Raw genomic sequence first — 26823 nt, 5'->3', positions numbered from 1 at the left:
AGCGCCTGCTGACTACACCAACTAGAATGGCAGTTGGGGTAAAAAAATAACTGCCATCAACCATACTGATACTGACGTTTGAGATTTTGATTTATATTAACTTTTGCTCATGTGGTGTGACATAAAAACAAAGTTGTGTGACAGGTCACGAAAGCTATAAACCATTAGCGACGCGAGGAGATCGCGCCGTAACCCACACGCTCTTCTGGTGAGAACTCCGCTGCGTCTTGCGCCGCGCTCAAATCACGGTCGCGCACTTCCGGCATCAGGATCGCCGAGAACAGCCCAATCACGGAATAGGCCACCAGCATGGCAACAATCGGCCACCAGGAGCCGGTCATGTTGCAGAAGATCCCCGCCAGTACCGGACCAAAGCCCACTGCCACCAGACCGCCCGCCTCTTTGGAAATGGCCATACGCGTAAAGCGATTTCGCGAGCCAAACATCTCCGCCATGGTGATATTTTCCAGCGCGAACAGCCCCAGAACGGCGAAGTTATGGATAACGATGATAGAGAGCATGATCGTCCCTGGCGCATAGCTCTTATCGACGATGATCGACAGCATCGGGTACGCGAGCAGAATGGCGGAGATATTGAGAATAATGTACGGCAGACGGCGCCCCACTTTATCGGAAAGCCAGCCCAGCAGCGGGATAGAGATAAACCCGAGAATGGAGCTGATCATCAGCGCATCGGTAGGGATGGCCTTATCGAACAGCAACGTCTGGACCAGATAGCCCGCGAGGAACGTCTGGATCAGACCCGAGTTGCCCGCCTGGCCGAAACGCAGGCCGGTCGCCAGCCAGAAGGATTTACTTTTCACCATTGAACCGAGCGATGTATCCGGCTGCACGGTTTGTGCATCGTTCACTTTCTCAAAGACCGGGCTCTCCTTGAGGTTCATACGCAACCAGATGGCAAAGATCATCACCACGACGCTGGCGAGGAACGGCACGCGCCAGCCCCAGGCGAGCAGCTCTTCACGGTCAAGGGCAAAGAACATGATGGCCCAGATCGCCGTTGCGCTCAGCGTCCCGCAGTTAGTGCCCATCGCCACCAGCGAGGAGATGATGCCGCGCTTTCCTTTCGGCGCGTACTCCGCCAGCATGGTCCCGGCCCCGGAGATTTCAGCCCCGGCGCCCAGGCCCTGAATGATGCGCAGCGTCACCAGCAGAACCGGGGCAAAAATCCCGATCTGCGCGTAGGTCGGCAGGACGCCAATCAGCGTGGTGCAGATCCCCATCATGGTGATGGTGATGAACAGCACCTTCTTACGGCCAATGCTGTCGCCCATTCTGCCAAAGATAAAGGCCCCGACGATGCGCGCAATATAGCCTGCGCCGTAGGTCCCCATCGCCAGGATCAGCGCCATCGCGGCAGACTGTTCGGGGAAGAAGATCTCATGGAAGACCAGGGCGGCCCCCAGCGAGTAAAGCTGAAAGTCCATGAACTCCAGAGCGGTGCCAAGCCAGCCGGAAACGGCGGCTTTCACCAGATCGGCGGTGGATCGTTGCGGTTGTACTTGTGTCATGATGGCTATCTCTGAAAGGTAAGATGCGAACCACATAGAGCCTGTCTGCGCAGGCTCTTAATCGCGTAAATGATTATTGGCCGAACGTGAGTAAGACTTTGCAGCACTGCCGCTGATCTTTCTCAAACAGTTCGATGGCGTCTGTTACGTGGTGATAGTCAAAAGTATGGGTGATCAGTTTTTCCGGGTCGATCAGCCCCCTCTTCAGCCAGTCGATGACGACCGGGAATTTGTTGGCATTGAGGCGCGAGGAGAAGATCGCCAGCTCTTTGCCGGTAATGCCCTGCTGAACAATCTGGCTCGGCTCGCTAGAGAAGCCCATCAGCACGATGCGCGCCGCCGGAGAGGCCAGGGTTACCGCTTCCTGCAAAATAGATGGATGGCAGGCGGCATCAATGATTAACGTCGGTTTGATGCCTTTTTCCTCCAGCGCGGCCTGCAGCGACTGCTCGCCATTATTAAAGACCCAATCCGCGCCGCTGCGCCGGGCCATCTCAAGGCGCTCGTCTATGCGGTCTACCACGATAACCTGCTTCACCTTATATACGCCTTTCAGCGCCTGCACGGTGACCAGCCCCATCGGGCCAGCGCCGTAAATAAGCGCGACGTCCTGTTCCATCGGTTTCGCCTGCCCCGTTACGTTGGCGGCAATGGTGAAGGGTTCAACCATGACGGCATGCCGGTCGGGAATGTCATCCGGGATAGGCCAGGCATTTTTAGCGGGCACTGCCGCATATTCGCTGAAGCCGCCGTCGCGGTGAACCCCCAGCACCACCAGCGAGGTGCAGACGTTCGGTTTTCCCACGGAGCACGGGTAGCAGTGTCCGCAACTGATCACCGGGTCAACCGAGACGCGCTGGCCCAGGCGCGCGCTGTCAACGCCCTCGCCTGTGGCGTCAATCACGCCAAAGAACTCGTGGCCGATCGTGCGTGGGTATTTCGCAAACGGGTTATGCCCGCGATAGATGTGGCTGTCCGACCCGCAGATACCCGCCAGCGTGATTTTCACGCGGACTTCGCCTGCGCCTGGTTCCGGGCGTGGCCGCTCTTCAATCATCAGTTGGTTTGGCTGCTGAATCACTACGCTTTTCATCGTTCGCTCCTCGTTTACCAGTTCCACAGCGTGCCGTCTTCAAGACGGGCCACCGGCAGATAGGCCGGATCGTACGGGTATTTCGCCGCCAGTTTTTCATCAAACTCAATGCCCAGCCCCGGCTTGTCGCCCGGATGCATATAGCCGTTATCAAAGCGCCAGCTGTGCGGAAAGACCTCCAGCATCTGTTCGGAGTAGCCCATGTATTCCTGCACGCCAAAGTTCGGTACCCACAGGTCGAAATGCAGCGCGGCGGCATGGCAAACGGGCGACAGATCCGACGGACCGTGTGAACCGGTACGCACCTGATAGAGCGAGGCAAAATCGGCGATGCGACGCATCCCGGTAATGCCGCCCGCGTGGGTAATGGTGGTGCGGATATAGTCGATAAGCTGCTCTTCGATAAGCTGCTTGCAGTCCCAGATGCTGTTAAACACTTCGCCTACCGCAATGGGGGTGACGGTGTGCTGGCGGATCAGGCGGAAGCAGGCCTGGTTTTCCGCAGGCGTTGGATCCTCCATCCAGAACATGCGGAATGCTTCGATGCTCTTGCCGAAGCGCGCCGCTTCAATTGGCGTCAGGCGGTGGTGCATGTCGTGCAGAAGATGCTCATTGAAGCCAAATTTACTGCGCACCGCGTCGAACAGCTTCGGCGTGAAATCGAGGTATTTTTCGGTAGACCAGAGCTGCTCTTCCGGCCAGTCGCCTTTGGTCGCAGGCTCGTAGGCCAGCCCCTTTCCTTTGGCCATGCCGTAGGTGGTTTTCATGCCCGGCACGCCGCACTGCACGCGGATCGCCTTAAAGCCCATCTCTTTATGACGGGCGTAATCTTCCAGCACGTCGTCAATGGTGTGGCCGGTGGTATGGCAGTAGACCATCACCCCTTCCCGGGAGGCGCCGCCCAGCAGCTGGTAGAGCGGCATGTTGGCCGCTTTGGCTTTGATATCCCACAGCGCCATGTCCACGGCGGAGATGGCAGACATGGTAACCGGACCGCGACGCCAGTAGGCGCCTTTATAAAAGAACTGCCAGATGTCTTCGATGCGGTGCGCATCGCGGCCAATCAGCTGGGGGCAAAGGTGATCCTTCAGGTAAGAGGCCACGGAGAGCTCGCGTCCGTTTAGCGTAGCGTCACCGAGACCGACAATCCCCTCATCGGTGGTGATTTTAAGGGTGACAAAGTTCCGCCCCGGGCAGGTAACAAACACGTCAGCCGCGACAATCTTCATAATTCCTTTCCTTACATCGTTCGTTGTGATGCTGGAAATTTACCCATCAACCCTACTACCATACAAGTATAATGATCATAAAATCAGCTAACGATCACAAAACCACGGGGCTCACGCGCGCCCCCATCCCGCCACAATAATCAGCATACCGCACAGGGCAATCAGCGCCCCGGCCCAGTCGTATGCGCTGAGTTTGACGCCGTCCACCACGCGTAACCACAGCAGCGCCGTGCAGACATAGACGCCACCGTAGGCCGCGTAAATGCGCCCACTGGCCGCCGGATGCAGCGTTAACAGCCAGACAAACAGGGCCAGTGCGACGCTTGCCGGGATGAGCAACAGTACGGATCCTCCCTTCTTCAGCCAGAGCCAGGGCAGGAAGCAACCGATGATTTCGCATAGCGCGGTGGCAAAAAAAAGCAGCGTCGTTTTAAGCATATTTCACGTCAGGTGAGGATTTATTTAACCATCATACCTGATGATGCCCTTTACTTTTCCATACTTGCTCCGCGGGTATGCCGTCATTTCGCTTTAGTGTAGAATCTGTACGGGGTAACTTGATTATCTGCACCCATTTAAAAGGAAACGCTATGACCACATTAAGCAAACGCCTTTGTCTGACAGCCCTGCTGGCCCTGTCATCGTTCGCCTTTGCCGCCTCTGCGACAGCGGAAACCAGCAAGCTCATTATTGAGTCTGGTGACAGCGCGCAAAGCCGTCAGAACGCCGCCATGGACAAAGAACAATGGAATGACACCCGTAACCTTCGTCAGAAGGTCAACAAACGTGCTGAAAAAGAGTGGGACAAAGAAGATGTCGCTTTTGACGCGCGCGATAAGTGTCAGCAAAGTGCAAACGTCAATGCCTACTGGGAGCCAAACACCCTGCGCTGCCTGGATCGCCGCACTGGCCGTACGGTAGCCCCATAATGTCGGTTTCCTGCGACGTTAAACTCCGTCCGCTGGAGCGTGAGGACCTGCGCTTTGTCCACCAGCTCGACAACAATGCCAGTGTGATGCGCTACTGGTTCGAAGAGCCTTACGAGGCGTTTGTCGAGCTGTCCGATCTCTACGATAAGCACATTCACGATCAGAGTGAACGTCGTTTTGTGGTGGAGTGTAAAGGTGAAAAAGCGGGTCTTGTGGAGCTGGTTGAGATCAACCACGTTCACCGCCGGGCGGAGTTTCAGATCATCATCTCCCCTGAGCATCAGGGAAAAGGCCTTGCGTCACGGGCGGCTAAGCTGGCAATGGATTACGGATTCAACGTTCTGAATCTCTACAAGCTTTACCTGATTGTGGACAAAGAGAACGAGAAAGCGATCCATATCTACCGCAAGCTGGGCTTCATGGTGGAAGGCGAGCTGATTCACGAGTTCTTTATTAACGGTGAATACCGCAACACCATCCGCATGTGCATTTTCCAGCATCAGCACCTGGCCGGACACAAAACGTCAGGCGCCAGCCTGCTGAAACCTACCGCGCAGTGAGATTGATGACAAACCTTGTCATGAACCATTGCGCTGTCTTTCTTGCCGGGTGGCGCTGTGCTTACCCGGCCTACAAGGTGCTTCATTGTAGGCCCGTGCAAGCGTAGCGCCGCCGGGCGAAACGTACAAAATGCACGTTACTCTCAGTAATATTCAATCGTGTTCTTGATGGTGTACTTGCGCTCAACGGCAGGTTTGACGCTGTCGTCCGTAATCGTCAGATCGCAGCTCACCGGGTTATTGTGCCGGTCGTAATCGCAGCTCTGCTTCACGTTGCCCAGCGGCTTATCATTCAACATGCTCACTGCCGAGTAATCCATTCTTTTGCGAAGATCTTTAGACGGCGTCGACTGGACGGACAGATGCTGATCCCCGGAGACGGTGGTTTTGCCCAGCGGGTAGCCATCCGCGTCGTAGCGATACTTCACTTCCATCTCTTTGCCATGCGCCGCCACCACAAAACCGTTGTCGTCGGTATCCCACGTCACCCCGGCTGACGGCAGTTCGGCCAGCTGGCATTTCCCCTGCAGCTTCACTTTGCGCTGCTGGGTTTCTGCGTCGAGATAGTAATTGGCATCCAGCACCAGCGCCACGCCAGTGTTGGCCTCCAGGTCGTGCAGCTCCAGCGTATCGAAACACCCTTCCGTCGAGACGGTGCCGGTGACCCGTTTGGACACTTCGCCCTTCTCGTTGAACAGCGTCTGGGTAAAGTCTTTGACCGGTCCGCGCAGCGGATCAAAATCAAATTCGTTTGAAAAACTCGCCATCTCGGGCGTAAACGACAGCGGCGCGGAGCTGTTGTCGCACCCCATCAGTGTTGCTGCCAGTAGCGTTATCGCTGCGTATTTCTTCACATTTATTACCGTACAGGGAGATTATTCCCAATCATATTAGCAAATACAGTTGTTTACACGAAGCCTGCTAAAATTAATCTCTACACAGAGAAAAGGAGCTACAGATGAAACGGTTACCCTGGATTACCGCCCTGCTGTTAATGAGTGCCTCAACGGCCGCGCTGGCGGCACCGGATTCCTGCGAGCGCGTGAAAAGCGACATTCAGCAGAAGATTATCAACAACGGCGTGCCTGAATCAGGGTTTACGCTGAGCATTGTGCCGAACGACCAGGCCGACCAGGCGGGCACGCAGGTGGTGGGCCACTGCGCCAACGACACCTTTAAAATTTTGTACACCCGTACAGGTAGTGGTGCGGCAGCTGAACCTCAGTAATTGACCCTCAATCCCCTTTGATTTGATGAGGATTAAGATTTAATACCCCCAAATAAGTAACACTCACTCCATCATTAGCCCGGATATCATTTCGGGGAAAATAATACGCAATTATATACCCTAAATAATTCGAGTTGCAGGAAGGCGGCAAGGGAACGAATCCCCGGGAGCGTACATAAGTACGTGACTGGGGTGAGTGAGTGCAGCCAACGCACCTGCAACTTGAAGTATGACGGGTATAATGATGGGGTGAGCCATGTCCGATACTGAACATCACGGCGGAATTAGCCGTCGAACTCTCGTGAAATCTACGGCGATAGGTTCTCTGGCGCTTGCCGCTGGTGGGATCTCGCTGCCTTTTGGTTTAAAAAGCGCCGCCGCGGCGGTGAAGCACGCCGTCCAGCCGCCTGAAGATACCGTGGTGTGGGGCGCCTGCTCGGTCAACTGCGGCAGCCGCTGTGCGCTGCGTCTGCACGTGCGTGACAACGAAGTGTACTGGGTCGAAACGGATAACACCGGTGAAGATGTGTATGGCGATCACCAGGTGCGCGCCTGCCTGCGCGGACGTTCTATTCGCCGCCGCATCAATCACCCTGACCGTCTGAACTACCCGATGAAGCGCGTAGGCAAACGCGGCGAAGGTAAGTTTGAACGCATCACCTGGGATGAAGCGCTCGACACGATCGCCGCCAGCCTGAAAGACGTGGTGGCCAACTACGGCAACGAAGCGGTGTACATCAACTACTCGTCCGGGATTGTCGGCGGCAATATCACCCGCTCCTCCCCTTACGCTTCGCTGGTGGCTCGTCTGATGAACTGCTACGGCGGTTTCCTGAGCCACTACGGTACCTACAGCACGGCGCAAATTGCCTGCGCGATGCCCTACACCTACGGCAGTAACGACGGCAACAGCACCTCGGACATCGAAAACTCCAAACTGGTGGTCATGTTCGGCAATAACCCGGCAGAAACGCGCATGAGCGGCGGCGGGATTACGTACTATCTGGAACAGGCCCGCTAGCGGTCCAACGCGCGCATGATTGTTATCGACCCGCGCTACACCGACACGGCAGCCGGACGTGAAGATGAATGGATCCCGATCCGTCCGGGTACCGATGCCGCGCTGGTAGCGGGTATTGCCTGGGTATTAATCGACGAAAACCTGGTCGACCAGCCGTTCCTCGACAAATACTGCGTCGGCTTTGACGAAAAAACGCTGCCGGAAGGCGCGCCCGCTAACGGTCACTACAAAGCGTATATTCTCGGCCAGGGTGATGACCACACGGCGAAAACGCCGGAGTGGGCCTCACGCATCACCGGCATTCCGGCGGATCGCATCGTTAAGCTTGCCCGCGAAATCGGCTCCGCGAAGCCGGCCTACATCTGTCAGGGCTGGGGACCACAGCGCCAGGCAAACGGCGAGCTGACCTCCCGCGCCATTGCCATGCTGCCGATCCTCACCGGAAACGTGGGGATCAACGGCGGGAACAGCGGCGCGCGTGAGTCCACCTACACCATCACCATCGAACGTATGCCGCTGCCGGATAACCCGGTCAAAACGCAAATTTCCTGCTTCAGCTGGACGGACGCTATCACCCGCGGTCCGGAGATGACCGCCCTGCGCGACGGCGTGCGCGGCAAGGATAAGCTGGACGTGCCGATTAAGTTCATCTGGAACTACGCGGGCAATACCCTCATCAACCAGCACTCCGATATCAATAAAACCCACGATATCCTGCAGGATGAAAGCAAGTGCGAGATGATTGTGGTCATCGATAACTTCATGACGTCGTCAGCGAAGTATGCCGATATCGTGTTGCCGGACCTGATGACCGTCGAACAGGAAGACATTATTCCTAACGATTATGCGGGCAACATGGGCTACCTGATATTCCTTCAGCCCGTGACCGCGCCGAAGTTTGAACGCAAGCCCATCTACTGGATCATGAGCGAAGTGGCGAAACGCCTCGGGCCGGATATCCATCAGAAATTTACCGAAGGACGGACGCAGGAACAGTGGCTGCAGTATCTGTATGCCAAAATGCTCGAAAAAGACCCTCAACTGCCGTCCTATGACGAGCTGAAAAAAATGGGCATTTACAAGCGCAAAGATCCGAACGGCCATTTTGTGGCCTATAAAAAATTCCGCGAAAATCCGGAAGCCAATCCGCTGAAAACGCCATCGGGTAAGATTGAAATTTACTCCAGCAAGCTGGCGGAGATTGCGGCCACCTGGGAGCTGGAAAAAGATGAGACCATCAGTCCGCTGCCCGTCTACGCATCAACCTTCGACGGCTGGGATGCGCCCGAGCGTGCGCAGTTCCCGCTGCAGCTGTTTGGTTTCCACTTTAAGGCCCGTACCCACTCGAGCTACGGTAACGTTGACGTGCTGAAAGCCGCCTGTCGCCAGGAGGTCTGGCTTAATCCTGTCGATGCTGAAAAACGCGGCATTAAGAACGGCGATACGGTACGCGTCTTTAATGACCGCGGCGAGGTGCGAATTGAAGCAAAAGTGACGCCGCGCATCATGCCCGGCGTGAGCGCGATGGGCCAGGGTGCCTGGCACGACGCCAATATGAGTGGCGATCGCATCGATCACGGCTCATGCATCAACACCCTGACCACGCACCGCCCTTCACCACTGGCAAAAGGCAACCCGCAGCACACCAATCTGGTGCAGATCGAGAAGGTGTAGCGAGTGAATGGCGTGGCCGTGGTTTATTCTATGATTTGTATTATCGGTTAACACAGTCGCGCGGACACTCTCCGCGCGAACAAGGAAGATGTAATGAAAGATGTCTCACATCGTGAATCGTTCGCGTTCAGCGCCCGGGTGCTGGGCGCGCTGTTTTATTTCTTGCCAGACAGCGAGCAGGCCGCGCCGCTGGTGCAGGCCCTCAGCGCAGGGGATTGGATACAGGACTGGCCCCTGCCATCGGAAACGCTGCAGCCTGTAGCTGACACCTTTGCCGCGTCTGCCGATGAGCCGCTGAGGGACGCCTGGCAACGGCTGTTTATTGGCCCTTACGCCCTGCCCGCGCCACCGTGGGGCTCCGTCTGGCTGGACCGTGAATCCGTGCTGTTTGGCGACTCGACCCTCGCGCTGCGCCAGTGGATGCGGGAGAACGCTATCGCATTTGAAATGCAGCAGAATGAACCGGAAGATCACTTCGGGACGTTGCTGCTGCTGGCGGCCTGGCTGGCCGAGAACGGCCGCGATGCGGAGTGCGCTCAGCTTCTGGCGTGGCACCTGCTGCCGTGGAGCACCCGCTTCCTGTCCGTGTTTATCGACAACGCCGGACATCCGTTTTATACCGCGCTGGGTAAGCTTGCGCAGCTGACGCTCGCGGACTGGCGATCCGGGCTCCTTATTCCGGTTGCGGAAAAGACGCTGTATCGCTAAGGGGTGTGGCTTGCTCGCGGATAGCGGGCAAGCTGCAGTCAGAAGATAGCGTTTAAAAATTCATATCGAAACATGAGTTATGTTAAGATTGATGATATATAATGGCCTTTCCTAAAAAAATGATGCTATCTGTTGATACATACAAAATAAAAAATGACTGGAAAACACCCTTCCGAAAATAAGTTTAAAAGGCTACTTATAACAGCCATAACATTTACCATTTTAGGTGCATGGATCTGGTATATGTCATGGATAACAAGCATCTCCAATTATACCATTTTGAAAAAATCGGTTCCTGAATGGACCACGTATATTTCTGTTGGAGTCGTGATTGGCGCGTTTTTGGTTATACGTGCTTTTTTTGTGCACGCCTTTAACCAAACTTTAAAATACTTTGCCAATACTTTCTTATGCGGTTTTTGCCTTGGGTTTGTATTGAGCTTAAATGGTTATGATATTTATGTCTATCTCTTCCCGGACAAAATAATTGGCTATGAATCTGAATATGAGGTTGTCTTTCCGGGGCCTTCGAGAGGTAAATATGGCCATTGTGAAGCGGGTCTCTGGTTAAAAGATCAGAACACCAACAGATGGATTCAGCTTTGTACAAACAAAGAATATCTGCACAGCCACCGTAAGCAGGGAATGACTGGGGTGTGGGTGACAGCCCGTGTGAATAATATTGGAAGTTACATTGTGAATTATGAGTTTATTTATTTGTAGGCACTGCCTATCTATTTTTGTTCCGGCAAAAATGAATGGTACTCAAGGTCCGCTCCTTGCTTATAGCCGTCAGCCTGATACGTCGCACCAAAGATTGCGCATTCACAGCGGAGAAACCGGCTATGGGCAGGGTCATCTCAAAATCGAATCAGGGTAAATTTCATTCATACCCCCACATTTAGTGGTGGATACGTGACGACTGTTCATCTATTCTGCTTTTTCAGCGAGCAAGCCGGAGTCATTTCTAGTGGATAATCCCATATTTCTGAAAACTATCATTATCTTTATTCTCATCCTGTGGGTAATAGACGTAGTCAGGAGAAAGAAAAAAAAGCGTTATGACTCCGCTATAGCAGAGGCTAATGCCAGAGAACGCTATGAATGGCGCTATCTCAGATGGGGTTGGCAGGCAATACGAGTGGCGGCGGCAGTGTATATCTTTGTTCAGCTGATTCAGTTTTTACTGAGATAGATGGCAGAAGAAGGTAAGACAGGCAAGGAACATCTCACTGTCCAGGCCAACAGTAGTTGCGCCTCGGTGGTAGAAAGTGTGAGTGTTCCCTGCCTGCCAGTAGCATGCGTTACAAGCCTTTAACCAGTATTTGGTTATGTATCACCGACTGATTCCCCCTCACTCGCACTCTCTTTACTTTGAATGAACCGAAGTGCCAGGTAGAGGTCTGGCGCCAGAATCATGTCATCATCATTCATTGTTGGCCGACTGTCTTTAAACCAGCGTGTTAACTCCGTTTTCCTGCCCGCCAGGATTAATTTAATCTGTCGGCCTTTCAGATCGCGCTTTAACTCATTAATGGTTGCCAGGACACTGATGTCTGAATAGGTGAAGCAGGCAACGGCATCAATGACCACCCATTTAGGTTGTATGGCTGCCCCATCAACCAGGTTCAATACCCGACGTTTAAAATAAGCCACATTAAAATAGGTCAACGGTGAGTTAAATCGATACATCAGCACGCCCGGGACCATTTTAATATCGGTGGTATTCCCTAACGAATGAATCATTCCCTCTTCATCAGTGCCCAGCAGGTGCTCAGAGGGACGAAATACTGTACGAAGGAATTGTAACAACCCAAGCAACACCGCAAGGCCAATCCCCTGGATAACGCCGATAATTAAAACACAGCCAAACGTGAAGAAGGCCAGGCGAAATGCCTGTTTATTTCTGCGTCTCAGGTTCCATAGTCCACGTAAATCGATTAATGACCACGATGCATACATTAGAACAATACCTAACGCAGATACCGGAATGTATTGTAATGGCTGAGTGAAAAACACCACGACAATACCGATGATCACGGCGGCGACCACGGAAACCAGCTGGCTTTTCCCCCCAACCGAATCATTCACCGCGGTCCGGGAATCGGCGCCACTGATAGCAAACCCCTGAGATAACCCCGACATAATGTTCGCAATACCCAGCGCACGGAACTCTGCATCCGCATTAATTTCGTAGCCATTTTTCGCGGCAAAACTGCGGGCGGTCAGCATCAGACTGACAAAACTGACCAACGCCAGGTTCAGCGCCGGGATCACCAAATCACGCATCGGGCCCGGCTGGAACGCCCTCCAGTGAACGACCGGTAAACCAGGCTGGAAGCCATCTCCCCCTATCGTGGCAATACCGTACTGTTGCGCAGAGGTCACCCATACCAGTGCCGTTGTTATTACAATGGCGATTAAAGGTGCTGGCCACTGGCTGCGATACGTTTTGATCACCATTAAAATAATTAACGTAAAAAGGGATATTCCTACGGTTAATAAATGGCTATCTGAAAGTCGACCTGGCAAGGCGATTATTTTTTCAATAACCTGCGCCTCATCAAGCTTGATCCCCAACACCTTGCCTAATTGCCCGACGATAATCGTCACGGCTACGCCATTAAGTAAACCGGTAAGAATGGGGTGAGAAAGCAGATCGGCAAGCGCGCCCAGGCGAAATTTACTGGCAAGGAGGCACCACCCGCCCATCATCAATGTCATGATGATCGTCAGCTGCCAGTGCAGTTCGGGATTACCTGCAGAAAGCGGAAATACGACGGCCGCAATCACCGCGCAGGTTGTGGCATCAGGGCCCACAATAAGCTGGCGTGAAGAGCCAAATAGTGCGTAAGCTATCATTGGTAAAACGCAGGAATAGAGCCCTACAATTGCCCCCACACCCGCCAGCTCAGCGTAAGCAATCGCAACAGGGAGCGCGACAGCAGCAACGGATAACCCCGCTTTAACATCATGTTTTAGCCAGCTTTTATCGTAGGCCAACAAATTTTGTAGCCCTGGCATGTAGTTCAACAATAGCTTTCCGAACACGTTATTCTCCGGACATGAATATTACCCACGAAATGTTGCCACACTTTTAAGTGAGGTTCTGGCTTTCAAATGCTCCGGAGGGAGGCCCCGCCGCTCAGGTCCTGTAAATACTTAACCATTTTATTATTCTGACTGGTGTTAAACATAGTTCAAAAACGAACGGTTAGTCGGAGGTGGAACCGGCAGCAAGGTCACCGACGTTGTAACCCGTTATTGGTAGTTGAAAAGAGGCCAGGAGGTACGGAAGAATATTTAAACATTACTGAAGCTAAAATGGATTGCGGGGTAAGAGATGGGAATGTCTCAAGCTGTAAAGAAAATCGCTGTGGTGGCTATATTGGTGAACCTGTCCCCTGGATAGAGTTACTGACAACATTTTCTGGGCTGACATGAGTGCCGCTGACACCAGCTATGAGAGCGATTGCAAACTTCCGCTCCTCGATCCAAACTGACCTACTATTTCTGCAATGTCAGTTTTGTGCCAGGGGCGGACAGTGAGAACAAGAGTCTTAGTTGGTCAACGGGGAGCTGGTCAGCGGTTGTTATCAATGTCAGGCTTCAAAGTTTTAAATATTGCATTCATAATGGTAGGGATTCTACACATGAAAAAACAATTGTTACTGCTTATATTACTCGTCACTTCCCAATCGTGGGCAAATCAATCCTCCCCTGGGGAGCAAGCTAAACAAATGGCTGAAGCAACATGTCTATACCAATACAATGTTATCTACTCTCGCTTTACTTTGGGTTTTTCTGAGGAAAAAGCAATTCAAGTATCTTCTCAAATACTAACTAATTATTTGGAGAGTCATAAAGAAAATGCAGGGGACTTTTTTCTCTCCTCGATTCGTAGAAGTACAATCGCACAGTTACGGGAGTTAGAAGTAAATAAAGCGGCAGTGCAGCAACTAAAAACTCCCCCATCAGATTTTAAAGATAATTTTTTATCCTCTTGTAATGAAATAAAAAAAGAGCAATTGGAAACTATGCATGTTTTTGGTTAAATCCACCATACATGCTGATATGCTTATTTTTCGGCCATCGCATTTGTTACTTTTAGGCGTCCCTCATAGCATATTTCGCGGCGCTTCAGGCGGTCCGTTGCGTGCCAAAAGCAGACGTTGATAACGTTGAGATATGTTAATTTATGGGGATCAGGACAACACATAAAAGGAGAAGAAGATGCAAATCAAGTTCGGGGTGTTGTTACTCGTGGTGCTTGTGCCATTGACATCGACTGCAGCAAAAGGGAGTTTTGTTTTTTCGGTCGGTAATGAGAAAACTTCGTTTGACTCTGGATGTGTAAAGTCAATTGATTATGTAGAGAAGGATGAGACAGGTGCAGAGAATTTAATCTTTAGATTCTCCGATGAATGTGGCAAAAGGTTGTCGGACATGACCCGACAGAATATCGGAAAGCATATGACCATTGTCTACGATGATAATAAAATTACTTCCGCTATGATTGCCTCGCGCCTGAGTACCAGTTTCAGAATATCTACAAAAGACATACCAAGAATAATGTTAATGCAAATACTTAATGATTAAGATGGTGTTCGTGATTAACCAGGAAAAAGCGGCAAATAATAATTTATTTGGCAATGTAAAAGTCATCCATAAATACAATTTCCGCTCTTCGCTCACTGCGAACCTTAAGCTCAGTCAGATCGTCCGCATCGAACCAAAGGCGGACTGTGCCAGCCGTGTACTGAATTGAGATGACCCGCATAGAACTGTCTGACAAGGTCCGCGTTGTCTGCACTTAAAGCGAACATTGTCCCGTTCCCGTGACGCAAGATCTCAACTTTCCGTATGTATGCTAAAATTTGTACAGCTGCAGGCCAAAAATTAGTTCTTATAAATTTAGTACGTTAGCCGAAGTGAGCGATTATGGATAATATTCCACATAAGCAGACAGCACGTAAAAGATACCCCGCATGGCTGTGGAGCGGAAGTTTTTGTCTGGTTACATGGAATTGCTCTGCAGATGAAATAAATCTGTATTCTATAAACACGGGCTCATACGTTTATCATCTGACAAATAATCACGGACAATACACGGAGAACTTTGAAAACAAGTTTATATCCGTGGAGAGGAAATTTTCGGATACATCGAAATATAGTGTTGTGCTAGGCACAATGAAAAACAGTTTTGATGACAGATGTCTGGCTGCCGGCGTAAGAAGAGACTGGGCTGGGTGGAATAACGGTTGGGTTTTTAAGGGAATCTATGGATATGTAGGCGAATTTTTCTTTGATACATTCGATGATTGTGGCGACCATGGTTCATACCATGATTTTAAAAAAGTAACCGGGATAGGATTTTCTCCCTACATATATCACGGATTCCAGTATAATTTTACGTCTTATTTTGGCATGGATGTGGGTATTATCATCCCCTCCGTGTTTGTCATCACAGCACAATGGAGCTTTAGATAAAACCGTCAACCACATGTGCTGTAATTATCAGCAAGAGGTTCCGCCCCGCCATCTAACTCGGAGCGGCTTATATACGGCTCAAGACCACCAGCCGCCGCAACCCACTATTAAAAACTGTACGTCACCTTCAAACTCCCCGTAGGCGACGTTTTGCGTTGCACAATAGGGCTGTCGCCTGCATCCCCCGTCAGTTGCGTCACGCCTGCAGAGGCAAGTACGCTCCAGCGAGAGGTGAGCTTGTGGGTCCAGTCAAGGTTCATCGACCAGGCATAAATCCCGGCCCCGGCGTCATGTCGGGCAAAGCCCGATGCGGCCGACTGGGTGGCGTTTACCCCGTAATACGTCTGCATATACTTGTCGGATCCCCAACTGCCGGTCAGTGCCAGCGTCACCGCATTTGTTGGTGAGGTATAGAGCGGGCTGCTCAAGCCGAAATGCACCGCCTCTCCGTTGTCTCTCTCTGACACAGGAACCTCAGCCTGCAGCTGCAGATTCAGCCAGTCGGTCACCTTGTACCCCAGCCCGGGCACGATGATTGCCGAGCCTTTAATCTCTCCCATCCCTCGCAGCTCGTCGCTGCCGGAGCTGATCGAATCGCTGCTCACGTCTTTATCTTTACGGCCAACTCGATAGCTCAGCGCTGCGCTGTAATCCAGGTTGCCAACGTTGTTACCGTAACCGATCCCTCGCGTGGTGCCGATAAAGAAGCCATTTGCCATGGAATAATCCACTACCTGAGCCGCTGAGACGCGGGTTTTATCTGACCCCGAGTAGCGCGGCCCCACATCCACGCCGCCCCCCAGGGTTAAGACGTTACCCTGACGCTGTTCTTCCGCCAGTACAGGCGTAGCCAGTAACGCCAGAACGACGCCCGGCACGAGGGTTTTCAGGCAGCGGTCCGAAAGTAAATGAGGGAACGTATGAAGCAGTTCGATATTTCTCATTAAGGAAGCCCTTATGGATTCAAATGATGACGATGCAGGCGGTTAAACGCCGGAACGCCCATTTTGAAGAGTGACCCTAAGGTTCTTATGAGCCGAAAATGAAGAAACACTGAAGCGCGGGCAGGTGCTGTCATCCGGACAGATTTCCTGCTACCGTTTTTTTCTTAAGTTATTCTTCATTCACGGTTGATACCGTTACCAATGTGAAAATTCTACTTATCGAAGACGATCTGGATCTCGGCAATGGCGTACGTATCGCCCTCTCAGATCAAGGATTTGACGTCATATGGGTTCGCCGTAAAGAGGATGCGCTGCATCAGCTTGACGTCTGCGTGCCGGAACTTATTTTGCTCGACCTGGGGCTGCCCGACGGCGATGGCATGAGCCTGATGACGCGTTTGCGTCACCAACTCAAGGGGATCCCCGTCATCATCCTGACGGCGCGAGGGACATTGCAGGATCGCCTGTGCGGGCTGGATGCCGGCGCGGACGACTATCTCGTCAAACCCTTTATTCTCGCCGAGCTGCTGGCGAGAGTGCGAGCCCTTGCACGACGCAGCTACGGTTTTGAAAATGAGGCGATAGAAATTCGTGGGCTATCCCTTCATGTCCCGACGCGCCGCGTGACGGTGAGTTCGCGGCATATCGATTTAACGGCCAGTGAATACGCGCTGCTGGAAACGTTGATGCTGCGCGCGGACCGCGTGCTGACCCGGCGGTTTCTGGAAGAAAGGATATTCGGCAACAAAGAGAACCTCAGCAACGCGCTCGACGTGCATATGGGAAATTTACGGCGAAAAATCGGCGACGGCTATGTGCGAACGGTCCGGGGCGTCGGGTACGTTATTGATACCGTCTCAATACAAAAGGTGACCGGTTAATGCAAAACGTCTGGTATCACCTGAGGCGTCCGACGCTGGTACGGCGAATTATCATCGCCCAGATGCTGCTGCTTACCCTGCTGTGGTGTCTTTTTTTAACCTTTATTCTGTGGGAGGACCTGCGTAGCCCCCCTATCCTCACGGGCAGTAAAACGTACGAAACCGTTTTTAACCTGGCTGAGCGTATGGATGGACGCCCGCAGGATCGTACCGCCGTGCTGGAGGACTTCAGCAAGGCGCTGCGTGAAGGTTACGGCGGAGGGGAAGATCCCGTGCTGTCGATTAACCTCATCGTTCGCAAAAATAATACCGTTATTTTTGCCTCCGACGGTGCGCCCGCGGGGATAACAAACACCCGGTTCGGCGAACTGGAGCATGTTCAGAGTGGAGATCGTACCTGGACCAGCCGCACCCTCAAATCCCCGCACTCCGACGTGGAGGTTACCCTTTTCACCCCGGCCAGCGGCTGGAACTTCTTTATTTACCTGAACTCACGCGGGTACTACATCCTGCCGCTGCTGGTCTGCTTCCCTTTTCTGCTGTTTCCCGCGTGGCTGTCAATACGCATTGCGATGCGTCCCTGGAATAAGGTGGTCAATGAGATTACGTTACGCACGCCGGACGATCTCTCCCCGTTAAAAGCCGTACCGAAGCACAGAGAGCTTCGCCAGATGGTGGACGCGATCAATGACTTCCTTGCCAGGGTGCGCGAAAGCGCGGAAAGGGAGCGGGTTTTCATCGCGGATGCCGCGCACGAGCTGCGTACGCCCCTCGCGGCGATGCGCATCAACGTGGAGGCGCTGCAGTCCTGGGTCATCAGCGAAAGCCAGCAGGAGCTGCTTGCCGGCGTGATCCGCAGCAACAGCCGCGCCGCGCGTCTCGTCAATCAGCTGCTGCTGATGATGCACAGCGAAGCGCGTATTGATACGGCCATGGAGCCCGTGCCGCTGACGACGCTCATCCAGGCGCGTATGGCCGAGCTGGAGCCCTTAGCGTCTGCGCGGAGGATCGAGCTGGAATTCTTTGCCGAGAATGAAGTGTGGATCTCAGGCGTCAGGGAACGCCTGGTGTCGCTGATTGATAATCTCATTGAGAACGCCGTGAAGTACAGCCCCGAGGGCGGGCGGATTCAGGTCGACGTGCGTGCAGGCGATCGCGTCGTTCAGCTGCGCGTCTCCGATGCGGGCCCCGGTATTCCGGTCGAGCTGCAGGAGCGCGTGTTCGACCGCTTTTTCCGCGATCCCAATCAGGTGCAAAGCGGCAGCGGGCTGGGGCTTGCCATCGTCAAAGCGGTGGCGCAGCAACACAACAGCAGCGTAAATCTGGGTTCATCTGCAGAAGGTGGCCTTCTGGTGACGGTTGACTTCCCGAACCGCACGTTTAGCTAAAGCAGAACAGGGGGTTTGATCGCAAATGCCGCAGATTGCTTCAAAATAATTACCGTATTTGTTATATTGTTGTTTATTGCTTATTCACCTCTGCGGTGCCAAAAAGAACAAGATTCACCGCAACCCAGGACAGAGAAATGTTAGATTACCGCTTCCCGACAGCTTTGCAGATGGTTCTCAGCGTAGCGATGGCGGAGCGGGTGAACGTTCAACGAGTGCGATTCTGGCCTACGGCCTGGAAGCGAACCCGAGCTTCATCCGCAAATTGATGGTTCCGCTGACGCGAGACGGCATTATCGTCTCAACGCTTGGCCGTAACGGCTCCATTCATCTTGGTCGCCCGCCGGAAGAGATCACCCTGCGCGACATCTACCTGTCGGTCATCGAAGATAAAAAGCTGTGGGCGTCGCGCCCTGACGTACCGGCCCGCTGCGTGGTCAGCGCTAACGCGTGCTGGTACTTTAAATCAATTTCCGAAGAGGCCGAGCAGGCGTCGTTAGCGGTACTGGCCCGCCATACCGTAGCAAGTGCCCTGGAAGCGGTGAAAAACGCCGACAGCAGCGGCTGGGATCCGCTCCCCGACCTCATCGCCCAGTATCAAAAAACGTCGTAACGTTTTACCTGATGCGAAAAAAAACCGCCTTCACTGTGAAGGCGGTTTTTTATTATCAGCAACGTCCCTACGCAGGCAGCACGTCCCTTTCCTCTTTCTTCCCACGCGTGACAAACTTACGCAGCGTCACATAGAACACCGGCGTCAGGAACAGACCAAACAGCGTCACCCCCAGCATACCGGAGAACACCGTGATCCCGGTGACGCCACGTACTTCTGCGCCCGCGCCGTGGCCGAGGATCAGCGGAATGGTCCCGGCAATAAAGGCGATGGAGGTCATCACAATCGGGCGTAAACGCAGGCGGCACGCCTCCAGCGCGGCCTCCATGATGCCTTTACCCTGAATTTCCAGCTCGCGGGCAAACTCCACGATAAGAATGGCGTTTTTACAGGCCAGCCCCATCAGCACCACCAGCCCCACCTGCACGAAGACGTTGTTATCGCCCCCGGTCAGCCAGACGCCAAACAGCGCGGAGAGCATGGTCATCGGCACGATGAGGATCACCGCCAGCGGCAGCGTCCAGCTTTCATACAGCGCCGCCAGGACCAGGAATGCCAGCAGCACCGCGACCGGGAAGACGATCAGCGCCGTGTTGCCCTGGGTGGCCTGCTGGAAGCTCAGATCCGTCCATTCAATGTTCATCCCGTTCGGCAGGATCTGCTTAGACATCGCGTCCAGCTGCGTCATCGCCTGCGCTGATGAGAGCACGCGCGGGTCGGCATCGCCAATCAGGTCCGCCGCCGGGTAGCCGTTGTAGCGGATCACCGGATCCGGCCCGTAGGTGGTCGTGATGTTCACCATACTGCCAATCGGCACCATTTCGCCCTGGCTGTTACGGGTGCGCAGATTCGCAATATCTTCTACGCTGTCGCGGAACTGCCCGTCCGCCTGTGCCATCACGCGCCAGGTACGTCCGAACTGGTTGAAGTCATTGACGTACGACGAGCCCAGATAGGTTTGCAGCGTCCCGAAGAGATCGGTCAGCGACACGCCCTGCGCTTTCGCCTTATCGCGGTCAACCTGCACGTCCAGCTGCGGCACGTTAGCCTGGTAGGTTGAGATCGGGAAATGCATCCCCGGCGTCTGCATAATCGCACCGGACATGGTGTTCACCGCATTTTGCAGCGCGCCATAGCCCAGACCACCGCGGTCCTGGATGTACAGGGAATAACCGGACCCCTGACCCAGCCCTAAAATCGGCGGCGGCAGGATGGAGAAGCCAAAGCCCTGCTGGATTTGCGCGATTTTCGCGTTAATCTCCGCATTAATTTCCGCCGCGGAATGTTTACGCTGGTCGAACGGCTTCAGGCCGAAGAAGACCGTCCCGGTATTCGGCGTATTGGTGAACTGCAGCGCATTCAGCCCCGGAAACGCGACCGCATAGTCCACGCCTTCGGTATTCATCCCGATTTCGCTCATTTTGCGGATCACCGCATCGGTGCGGGCCAGCGAAGAACCTTCCGGCATTTTCACGCCGCCGATCAGGTAAAGCTTGTCCTGCGTCGGAATAAACCCGCCGGGCACCGCTTTAAACATGACGCCTGCGGCACAAAGCAGCAGCAGATAAACCACGAATACCGCGCCGCGTCGTCCCAGCGTTTTGCCTACCAGCCCCTGATAGCCGTTTGAGCTGCGGAGGAAGAAGCGGTTAAACGGACGGAAAATCCAGCCGAACAGACGATCGATAAGCCGGGTCGGGAAATCTTTCGGCGCGCCGTGCGGCTTTAACAGCAGTGCCGCCAGCGCCGGAGAGAGCGTCAGCGAGTTAATCGCTGAAATCACCGTAGATATCGCGATCGTCACCGCAAACTGCTTGTAGAACTGGCCGGTAACGCCCGACAGAAACGCCATCGGCACAAACACCGCGCACAGTACCAGCGCAATCGCGATAATCGGCCCGGACACTTCACGCATCGCCTGGTGCGCGGCCGCAAGCGGCGCAAGCCCCTCTTCGATGTTTCGCTCGACGTTTTCCACCACCACGATGGCGTCGTCCACCACGATACCGATGGCCAGCACCAGCCCGAACAGGCTAAGGGTATTCAGCGAGAAGCCCAGCAGGTAGAGAATGCTGAAAGTACCCACCACCGACACCGGCACCGCGATCAGCGGAATGATCGACGCGCGCCAGGTTTGCAGGAACAGAATGACCACCAGCACGACCAGCACCACGGCTTCCAGCAGCGTCTGCACCACCGCACGGATCGAATCACGCACGAAGACCGTCGGATCGTAAGGTGCCGCCCACTTCATGTCTGCCGGGAAGCGCGTGGACAGTTCGTCCATTTTCGCGCGCACCGCGTTAGACAGATCGATGGCGTTCGCCCCAGGAGACTGGAAGATACCAATCCCGACCGCGTCTTTATTGTTCAGCTGGGAACGCAGGGCATAGCTCCCGGAGCCCATTTCAATCCGCGCCACGTCGCGCAGGCGGACGACCGTACCATCCTGCGTTGTTTTCAGGACAATATTGCCAAACTCTTCTTCGGTATGCAGGCGGCCCTGGGCGTTAATGGAGATCAGGAAATCGCTCTCTTTCGGCAGAGGCTCGGCGCCAAGCTGACCGGCGGAGACCTGTACGTTTTGCTCCTGCATCGCCGTGACCACGTCCGAGGCGGTCAGCCCGCGCGCCGCCACTTTATTTGGGTCCAGCCAGACGCGCATCGCGTATTCGCCGGAGCCGAAAATCTGGATCTGGCCGACGCCGGGCAGGCGCGCCAGCTCATCCTTCACCTTCAGCGTGGCGTAGTTGCGCATATACAGCGAATCGTACTTACCGTTTGGCGAAAACAGATGCACCACCAGCGTCAGCGTCGGGGACTGTTTCTGGGTGGTAATGCCCAAACGCCGCACGTCTTCCGGCAGACGCGCCTCGGCCTGCGCAACGCGGTTTTGCACCTGAACCTGCGCCTGATCGGGGTCAGTTCCCGGACGGAAGGTGACGGTGGTCACCAGCACGCCGTCCGAGCCCGCGACGGATTTCATGTACATCATGTTCTCAACGCCGTTGATCGCCTCTTCCAGCGGCGTCGCCACGGTCTCGGCAATCACTTTCGGGTTGGCGCCCGGGTACTCCGCGCGCACCTGCACGCTTGGCGGCACGACGTCAGGATATTCGCTCACCGGCAGCAGCGGGATGGCGATTAACCCTGTGATAAAAATCAGAATCGACAGGACGGCAGCAAAGATCGGCCGGTCGATGAAAAAGCGGGAAAAGTCCATGGGTTGGATTCTCAGGTCAAGGGATCAGTTGAGGGCGCTGGTGGCGGTCATGGCAACGGTTTTGGCGTTAACCGGCATACCCGGCATAAACACTTTCTGTAAACCCTCGACGATGACTTTGTCGCCAGGGTTCAGCCCCTGCCGCACAATGCGTAAACCGTCTGCCAGACGTCCCGGCGTAATGTCACGACGCTGCGCTTTCCCCTCTTTATCCACGATATAGACGTATTTACGATCCTGATCGGTCAGCACCGCCTTGTCGTCGATAAGCGTGGCTTTGAACTCCGCGCTGCCCGGCAGACGTACGCGGGCAAACAGTCCCGGCGTAAACTGACGCTGTGAGTTATCCAGCAGCGCGCGCATGCGGATGGTCCCGGTACTCGGCGTGAGCTGGTTATCCAGGAAATCCACTTTGCCCTGATGGGGATAGCCCTCCTCGCCCGTCAGGCCAATCTCAACCGGCAGCGCCGTGTGATTGCTGGACGCCCCCTGCCCGCTGCGGGCCAGGTTTTGATAGTGAAGATAGGTTGACTCGTCCACGTCAAAGTAGACGTAAACCGTTTTCTGCGAGACCAGCGTGGTGAGGACGCTGGCGGTGTCGCCCGCGGTCACCAGGTTCCCGCTGGTGATCAGCGCCCGGCTGGCGCGACCATCGATAGGCGCGGTCACTTTGGTGAAGTCCAGGTTGAGCTGGGCTGCGTCAACCGCCGCCTGCGCGGCGCGAATGTCGGCCTGCGCCTGAACGGCAGCCGAGCGGCGCTGCTCCCACTCTTCCCGTGAGACCAGATGGGTATTGATCAGCTTATCGGTACGGTTAGCCTCACTTTGCGCCAGGCTGGCCTGCGTTTTGGCTCTCGCCAGGTTCGCCTGCGCCTGTTCCAGCGCGGCGCGATAGGTACGATCATCAATGGTGAACAGCACCTCGCCCTTCTTCACTTCCTGGCCATCGGTGTAATTCACCTTATCAATGTAGCCGGACACGCGCGGGCGCAGCTGAACGCTCTCCACCGCTTCAATCCGGCCGTTAAAGCTATCCCACTGGCTAATCGATTTCACCACCACGTCAGCGGCACTCACGGCAGGCGCAGGTGGCGCGGCATTTTGCGCGACGCTGTTATCGCATCCGACGAGCAGCACGGAGAGCAACATGGCCCCCAGCGCGCTCAGATGAGAATTACCCCAGGTTTTTTGCAGGCTCATTATTTTTATTCCGATAATTGTCGCCACCGGGCAAGACGCAGCAGGAGGCACCGCGCCACTTCCTTTGTCCGGGGGCTGTCTTAAGGCCATTTGTGTCGTTCATCGCCACAAAACTGTAACAGTTGCGAATACACTATTCGCGGCGATTGTAGGAAGGCGCTTAACTAAGTGCAAGAATAATTGTTGCACTTTATGTGCTATTTGAGTGGATGTGAAAAGACCCGTTTCGGTCAGGGATTTAAATGCAACAATAAAACTTGCAATTACTGCAAAAACGCGCCACCTTTAAATGCAACAGACAAAGATACTTTTTCATCCGCTGCGTGGGGGTAACCAGATGAACACTGGCGCATTTATGCATGATTTACTCGACTGGATCGACAACAACCTGGACAGCCGCCTGGACATTGAGACCGTCGCCAGGCGTTCCGGCTACTCGAAATGGCACCTTCAGCGCCTGTTCAAAGAGCATACGGGCTACCCTCTCGCCGGGTATATTCGCGCGCAAAAGCTGCAAAAATCGGTTGAGCGGTTATCCCACAGTGACGAACCGATTCTGAACGTGGCGATCGCGCTGGGCTTTGACTCCCAGCAATCCTTTAACCGCAGCTTTAAGCGTCAGTATGGTCAGGCGCCCGGAGCGTGGCGGCGCAGTATGGGTAGCCCGGAAACACAGCAGCTTCGCCAGTAATGCATATTTTGCTGCAACATCGATCTGTTGCTGCTATACTGTATATAAATACAGTATAGCGAGGTGCACGATGGCTGTTGAAACAAAATTTGTTGTCGTAAGAAAAGGTGAAGAGAAAATGACATTTGCCAGTAAGAAAGAGGCTGACGCTCACGACAAGCTGCTCGATATGGCCGACGCGTTCACCGACTGGCTGTTGCAAAGCGGAATGCAGATGGATGAAACGCAGGCTGAAAATCTTGGCCTGTACCTCGCCGAGCAGAAAGAGACCGTGCAGCATATTCTGCGTACCAGCAAGCTTCCCGATCTCACTGCTCCTGCTGTAGCGGATACAACTGACTCCGATGCGGCTGACACGAAAAAAATCAGGGCTGTGAAAGCGGCCTGATTGTCAGAAAATCATCACCGTTCTGGAAGCCGTAAGCAGATAACTGCTTACGGCTTTTTTTAGCCCGAACACAAGCCCTTATAATCATTAGCATATCCTCTTTTGGTGATAAGAATTTAACAATACCAGCAAAAGTCACTTTATGGCGTATTTTCCAATAAGCATGCTTCGTTACTCAAAAACTAATTATTGGAATAAACCAGCTTCCCTCTTCCTGTATGCCCGTTCCTCGCTCTTAGCTGCCGGTTAACCACAGTGATTTTCTGAAAGTGTAACGGGTGCCATTTTGCATACCACGAAGCGCCACGATAAAAAACCCGGCTTTGACGTATAGGGGATTATTATGGCTGAAGCTGTAGTGCTTTTTTTTATTCTCGTTGGAGCTAAGGGAGTTTTGTCGTTAAACTCCTCCAATACCCCGACGGGTATAGACAGAATGGCTGGGCTTACAGAACAAATAGATATGAACATGAAAGGATCAGTGATGTATAATTAATCATGAAATAATTAATGTTATGCGAAAAAGCTAAAAGGGAATTTATTAGTAATTTTTTTGGTTATACCCCGAATTTTGGTTGCGGCATTTGAATTAATTGTGTTTTGTAGTATGGGGACTGCCTACCTTGGCTTTTCTCCTTTTGATTTTTATGGTTTTGAAATACGGCTCCAGCCTTGGAAAAATATCACTAGTAGCATTTACTTCTCTGGTTGTGGTTGTGGTTGTGATTGTGATTGTGATTGTGATTGTGATTGTGATTGTGATTGTGATTGTGATTGTGATTGTGATTGTGATTGTGATTGTTTAATATAGAGTTTTTCGAACTGATATGTTATCAGTATCAGTGGATAGAAAATATTTTATGTCCAAGTGATTAAGGGAAATTTAAAGAGTGAAAAAAAACAACTGGTGCGGCTCGATGGCTGCAGCCAGCTCTTATTGGAAATATCTTTGGTGGGTTCGCATGATAGATTAACTTTTAATCAACATTGCGAGTAGTGTTTATACAAATCCTGCCCTCCCCTTTGCACTACTTTGAAAACATTACCCGGTTCATTACACATGCGACTTTCATAAAAGTTATCCGTTGTTATATTATATAAACAGATAAGACGTATTCCATAAGTAATATCTTCGCGATCACGAGGAATTACTTCATGTTCCGTTCCATACCAATATAGTTTGGCTTTATCGCCCTTTGCAATAAATGGAGCGGGCTCACCAAAAGACTCTTCATACTCAAATGTAAATTTTTCTCCACCACAAACCATATTAATCATGCATTTTGTATAGCTTGTGCTATAAGATAAGTCTGATCCAGTATTGGGTTCGTATACAGTTACACTTTTTCTCTCACGATATACAGAGTCTATGGTAACTGTTCTGCGGTTAAGTTCCTTAGGTAACCTTAGGTTTAGCTCATAATCTTGTTTATGCTGGCAACTTGATGGTAAGTTTGTAAAGGGAAAAAATAAACCTTTTTCTTGCATAAGGTTTTTTCGCATCAAATCTCGAAATTGGATGAATTCAACTGAGTATGTATGAAAAAAAACAAGGAGTGTCAGGATAAAACCAAACAGGCTCAGTAATAAAAATGGTACATAACATATAAATATGTCTGTGCTGGATGAATAATATGCACCTATAGAAAGTGAAAATAAAATCAGACCAAGTAATACAGCTAAACATGCAGAACTTCCACGACTTCCTTCAGTATCCATTTTTCTGAACTCGATGCAATCGCAATCTCCTAGCCAGCATATCCTATAGCTATTAGGTGATATTTTATATGCTATAATAAAAAGATATCCGGTTTTGGGAATGCATTCAATTGAATTAAAATGTGGTGTAACTGGTCTCAGATCATAGTAACTTAAATAAAAGTAGAACTCATTGTAGGTGATTCTTACATATGAGGCATTGTTACCTTTCTCATCACACATCCTGTCGATTTTTACCTTATCAAAAGGCAACCTGAGGCACTTATACATATCTTAGCGACCTAAATTATGTTGGATATTTATATTGTAACA

General features: G+C 52.7%; 23 protein-coding genes and 2 pseudogenes. 15 read left to right on the top strand and 10 right to left on the bottom strand.

Annotated features, from left to right (window positions below; translation table 11 throughout):
* Nucleotides 1-164: 164 nt before the first annotated feature.
* From ABFV38_RS10200 to ABFV38_RS10185, 4 genes are all read right to left on the bottom strand, one after another.
* Nucleotides 165-1532 carry an MFS transporter gene (locus ABFV38_RS10200; protein ID WP_348959316.1) on the bottom strand — a complete coding sequence of 456 codons (1368 nt, stop codon included), beginning with the start codon at nucleotides 1530-1532 and terminating at the stop codon, nucleotides 165-167.
* A gap of 73 nt (nucleotides 1533-1605) precedes the next feature.
* The gene (locus tag ABFV38_RS10195; RefSeq protein ID WP_348959315.1) at nucleotides 1606-2625 is read right to left on the bottom strand and encodes a Zn-dependent oxidoreductase; all 1020 of its coding nucleotides are present in this window, start codon (nucleotides 2623-2625) and stop codon (nucleotides 1606-1608) included.
* Nucleotides 2626-2639: 14 nt separating this feature from the next.
* Complete coding sequence (gene manD / locus ABFV38_RS10190; protein ID WP_023292552.1) at nucleotides 2640-3854, bottom strand: D-mannonate dehydratase ManD; 1215 nt, start codon at nucleotides 3852-3854, stop codon at nucleotides 2640-2642.
* Between the two features lie 111 nt (nucleotides 3855-3965).
* The gene (locus ABFV38_RS10185) at nucleotides 3966-4292 is read right to left on the bottom strand and encodes a YnfA family protein (protein WP_333045402.1); all 327 of its coding nucleotides are present in this window, start codon (nucleotides 4290-4292) and stop codon (nucleotides 3966-3968) included.
* A gap of 152 nt (nucleotides 4293-4444) precedes the next feature.
* On the opposite strand from ABFV38_RS10185, the gene ABFV38_RS10180 reads away from it, so the two are divergent.
* Nucleotides 4445-4783: a DUF1283 family protein gene (locus tag ABFV38_RS10180; protein WP_023335541.1), complete on the top strand. Its 339-nt coding sequence runs from the start codon at nucleotides 4445-4447 to the stop codon at nucleotides 4781-4783.
* On the top strand, nucleotides 4783-5343 hold the full coding sequence (gene speG, locus ABFV38_RS10175; RefSeq protein WP_348959314.1) for a spermidine N1-acetyltransferase: 561 nt from the start codon (nucleotides 4783-4785) through the stop codon (nucleotides 5341-5343). Before ABFV38_RS10180 ends, speG begins: the two co-directional genes overlap by 1 nt.
* Nucleotides 5344-5486: 143 nt before the next feature.
* Here speG and ABFV38_RS10170 read toward each other — a convergent pair whose 3' ends face one another.
* Complete coding sequence (locus tag ABFV38_RS10170; protein WP_072052294.1) at nucleotides 5487-6197, bottom strand: YnfC family lipoprotein; 711 nt, start codon at nucleotides 6195-6197, stop codon at nucleotides 5487-5489.
* Between the two features lie 104 nt (nucleotides 6198-6301).
* Here ABFV38_RS10170 and ABFV38_RS10165 point away from each other — a divergent pair, with 104 nt between their 5' ends.
* From ABFV38_RS10165 to ABFV38_RS10145, 5 genes and pseudogenes are all read left to right on the top strand, one after another.
* Nucleotides 6302-6571: a DUF1161 domain-containing protein gene (locus tag ABFV38_RS10165; protein WP_024909100.1), complete on the top strand. Its 270-nt coding sequence runs from the start codon at nucleotides 6302-6304 to the stop codon at nucleotides 6569-6571.
* Nucleotides 6572-6827: 256 nt separating this feature from the next.
* Nucleotides 6828-9266, top strand: a pseudogene (gene ynfE, locus ABFV38_RS10160) (selenate/tellurate reductase subunit YnfE).
* Nucleotides 9267-9359: 93 nt separating this feature from the next.
* Complete coding sequence (dmsD, locus tag ABFV38_RS10155) at nucleotides 9360-9974, top strand: Tat proofreading chaperone DmsD (RefSeq protein ID WP_348959313.1); 615 nt, start codon at nucleotides 9360-9362, stop codon at nucleotides 9972-9974.
* A gap of 153 nt (nucleotides 9975-10127) precedes the next feature.
* On the top strand, nucleotides 10128-10697 hold the full coding sequence (locus ABFV38_RS10150; RefSeq protein ID WP_328284381.1) for a hypothetical protein: 570 nt from the start codon (nucleotides 10128-10130) through the stop codon (nucleotides 10695-10697).
* Between the two features lie 247 nt (nucleotides 10698-10944).
* Nucleotides 10945-11169: a hypothetical protein gene (locus ABFV38_RS10145; RefSeq protein ID WP_045910408.1), complete on the top strand. Its 225-nt coding sequence runs from the start codon at nucleotides 10945-10947 to the stop codon at nucleotides 11167-11169.
* Nucleotides 11170-11303: 134 nt separating this feature from the next.
* Here ABFV38_RS10145 and ABFV38_RS10140 read toward each other — a convergent pair whose 3' ends face one another.
* A complete protein-coding gene (locus ABFV38_RS10140) occupies nucleotides 11304-13025 on the bottom strand; it encodes a SulP family inorganic anion transporter (protein ID WP_348959312.1) in 1722 nt (573 codons plus the stop codon).
* A gap of 602 nt (nucleotides 13026-13627) precedes the next feature.
* Between ABFV38_RS10140 and ABFV38_RS10135 the strand changes: the two genes are divergently transcribed.
* The 3 genes from ABFV38_RS10135 (at nucleotide 13628) to ABFV38_RS10125 (ending at nucleotide 15464) form a co-directional block, all read left to right on the top strand.
* Entirely contained in the window at nucleotides 13628-14029 is a 402-nt protein-coding gene (locus ABFV38_RS10135; protein WP_348959311.1) for a hypothetical protein, read from the top strand.
* Nucleotides 14030-14207: 178 nt separating this feature from the next.
* On the top strand, nucleotides 14208-14573 hold the full coding sequence (locus tag ABFV38_RS10130) for an Insecticidal toxin complex protein tccz (RefSeq protein WP_348959310.1): 366 nt from the start codon (nucleotides 14208-14210) through the stop codon (nucleotides 14571-14573).
* Between the two features lie 342 nt (nucleotides 14574-14915).
* Complete coding sequence (locus tag ABFV38_RS10125) at nucleotides 14916-15464, top strand: hypothetical protein (RefSeq protein WP_348959309.1); 549 nt, start codon at nucleotides 14916-14918, stop codon at nucleotides 15462-15464.
* Between the two features lie 107 nt (nucleotides 15465-15571).
* On the opposite strand, the gene ABFV38_RS10120 is transcribed toward ABFV38_RS10125, so the two are convergent.
* A complete protein-coding gene (locus tag ABFV38_RS10120; protein ID WP_348959308.1) occupies nucleotides 15572-16408 on the bottom strand; it encodes a MipA/OmpV family protein in 837 nt (278 codons plus the stop codon).
* 203 nt (nucleotides 16409-16611) lie between these two features.
* Between ABFV38_RS10120 and ABFV38_RS10115 the strand changes: the two genes are divergently transcribed.
* The 3 genes and pseudogenes from ABFV38_RS10115 (at nucleotide 16612) to ABFV38_RS10105 (ending at nucleotide 19290) form a co-directional block, all read left to right on the top strand.
* Nucleotides 16612-17289, top strand: a complete 678-nt coding sequence (locus tag ABFV38_RS10115; protein ID WP_348959307.1) for a response regulator transcription factor — start codon at nucleotides 16612-16614, stop codon at nucleotides 17287-17289.
* A complete protein-coding gene (locus tag ABFV38_RS10110) occupies nucleotides 17289-18677 on the top strand; it encodes an ATP-binding protein (protein WP_348959306.1) in 1389 nt (462 codons plus the stop codon). Before ABFV38_RS10115 ends, ABFV38_RS10110 begins: the two co-directional genes overlap by 1 nt.
* Nucleotides 18678-18814: 137 nt before the next feature.
* A pseudogene (locus ABFV38_RS10105) lies at nucleotides 18815-19290 on the top strand (Rrf2 family transcriptional regulator).
* Nucleotides 19291-19357: 67 nt separating this feature from the next.
* On the opposite strand, the gene oqxB reads toward ABFV38_RS10105, so the two are convergent.
* Both oqxB and ABFV38_RS10095 read right to left on the bottom strand, forming a co-directional pair.
* On the bottom strand, nucleotides 19358-22513 hold the full coding sequence (gene oqxB, locus ABFV38_RS10100) for a multidrug efflux RND transporter permease subunit OqxB (RefSeq protein WP_021241210.1): 3156 nt from the start codon (nucleotides 22511-22513) through the stop codon (nucleotides 19358-19360).
* A 24-nt stretch (nucleotides 22514-22537) separates the two neighbouring features.
* On the bottom strand, nucleotides 22538-23713 hold the full coding sequence (locus ABFV38_RS10095; RefSeq protein ID WP_023292563.1) for an efflux RND transporter periplasmic adaptor subunit: 1176 nt from the start codon (nucleotides 23711-23713) through the stop codon (nucleotides 22538-22540).
* A 337-nt stretch (nucleotides 23714-24050) separates the two neighbouring features.
* On the opposite strand from ABFV38_RS10095, the gene ABFV38_RS10090 reads away from it, so the two are divergent.
* Nucleotides 24051-24404 carry a helix-turn-helix domain-containing protein gene (locus ABFV38_RS10090; RefSeq protein ID WP_133294301.1) on the top strand — a complete coding sequence of 118 codons (354 nt, stop codon included), beginning with the start codon at nucleotides 24051-24053 and terminating at the stop codon, nucleotides 24402-24404.
* A gap of 70 nt (nucleotides 24405-24474) precedes the next feature.
* Nucleotides 24475-24792, top strand: a complete 318-nt coding sequence (locus ABFV38_RS10085; protein ID WP_045335983.1) for a YebG family protein — start codon at nucleotides 24475-24477, stop codon at nucleotides 24790-24792.
* 981 nt (nucleotides 24793-25773) lie between these two features.
* Here the strand turns inward: ABFV38_RS10085 and ABFV38_RS10080 are convergent.
* Entirely contained in the window at nucleotides 25774-26511 is a 738-nt protein-coding gene (locus ABFV38_RS10080; RefSeq protein WP_196346235.1) for a hypothetical protein, read from the bottom strand.
* Between the last annotated feature and the right edge of the window lie 312 nt (nucleotides 26512-26823).

The organism is Enterobacter cloacae complex sp. Mu1197 (assembly GCF_040059225.1).
Classification (GTDB): Bacteria; Pseudomonadota; Gammaproteobacteria; order Enterobacterales; family Enterobacteriaceae; genus Enterobacter; species Enterobacter quasiroggenkampii.
This window is presented reverse-complemented; position numbering and strand designations above follow the sequence as displayed.

Coding starts and splice junctions, on each gene's coding strand:
- ABFV38_RS10110 (WP_348959306.1), top strand. CDS start 17,289: ATGCAAAACGTCTGGTATCACCTGAGGCGTCCGACGCTGGTACGGCGA.
- ABFV38_RS10085 (WP_045335983.1), top strand. CDS start 24,475: ATGGCTGTTGAAACAAAATTTGTTGTCGTAAGAAAAGGTGAAGAGAAA.
- ABFV38_RS10130 (WP_348959310.1), top strand. CDS start 14,208: ATGCAAATCAAGTTCGGGGTGTTGTTACTCGTGGTGCTTGTGCCATTG.
- ABFV38_RS10125 (WP_348959309.1), top strand. CDS start 14,916: ATGGATAATATTCCACATAAGCAGACAGCACGTAAAAGATACCCCGCA.
- ABFV38_RS10135 (WP_348959311.1), top strand. CDS start 13,628: ATGAAAAAACAATTGTTACTGCTTATATTACTCGTCACTTCCCAATCG.
- ABFV38_RS10090 (WP_133294301.1), top strand. CDS start 24,051: ATGAACACTGGCGCATTTATGCATGATTTACTCGACTGGATCGACAAC.
- ABFV38_RS10180 (WP_023335541.1), top strand. CDS start 4,445: ATGACCACATTAAGCAAACGCCTTTGTCTGACAGCCCTGCTGGCCCTG.
- manD (WP_023292552.1), bottom strand. CDS start 3,854: ATGAAGATTGTCGCGGCTGACGTGTTTGTTACCTGCCCGGGGCGGAAC.
- ABFV38_RS10200 (WP_348959316.1), bottom strand. CDS start 1,532: ATGACACAAGTACAACCGCAACGATCCACCGCCGATCTGGTGAAAGCC.
- speG (WP_348959314.1), top strand. CDS start 4,783: ATGTCGGTTTCCTGCGACGTTAAACTCCGTCCGCTGGAGCGTGAGGAC.
- ABFV38_RS10080 (WP_196346235.1), bottom strand. CDS start 26,511: ATGGATACTGAAGGAAGTCGTGGAAGTTCTGCATGTTTAGCTGTATTA.
- ABFV38_RS10120 (WP_348959308.1), bottom strand. CDS start 16,408: ATGAGAAATATCGAACTGCTTCATACGTTCCCTCATTTACTTTCGGAC.
- ABFV38_RS10095 (WP_023292563.1), bottom strand. CDS start 23,713: ATGAGCCTGCAAAAAACCTGGGGTAATTCTCATCTGAGCGCGCTGGGG.
- oqxB (WP_021241210.1), bottom strand. CDS start 22,513: ATGGACTTTTCCCGCTTTTTCATCGACCGGCCGATCTTTGCTGCCGTC.
- ABFV38_RS10195 (WP_348959315.1), bottom strand. CDS start 2,625: ATGAAAAGCGTAGTGATTCAGCAGCCAAACCAACTGATGATTGAAGAG.
- dmsD (WP_348959313.1), top strand. CDS start 9,360: ATGAAAGATGTCTCACATCGTGAATCGTTCGCGTTCAGCGCCCGGGTG.
- ABFV38_RS10185 (WP_333045402.1), bottom strand. CDS start 4,292: ATGCTTAAAACGACGCTGCTTTTTTTTGCCACCGCGCTATGCGAAATC.
- ABFV38_RS10150 (WP_328284381.1), top strand. CDS start 10,128: ATGACTGGAAAACACCCTTCCGAAAATAAGTTTAAAAGGCTACTTATA.
- ABFV38_RS10165 (WP_024909100.1), top strand. CDS start 6,302: ATGAAACGGTTACCCTGGATTACCGCCCTGCTGTTAATGAGTGCCTCA.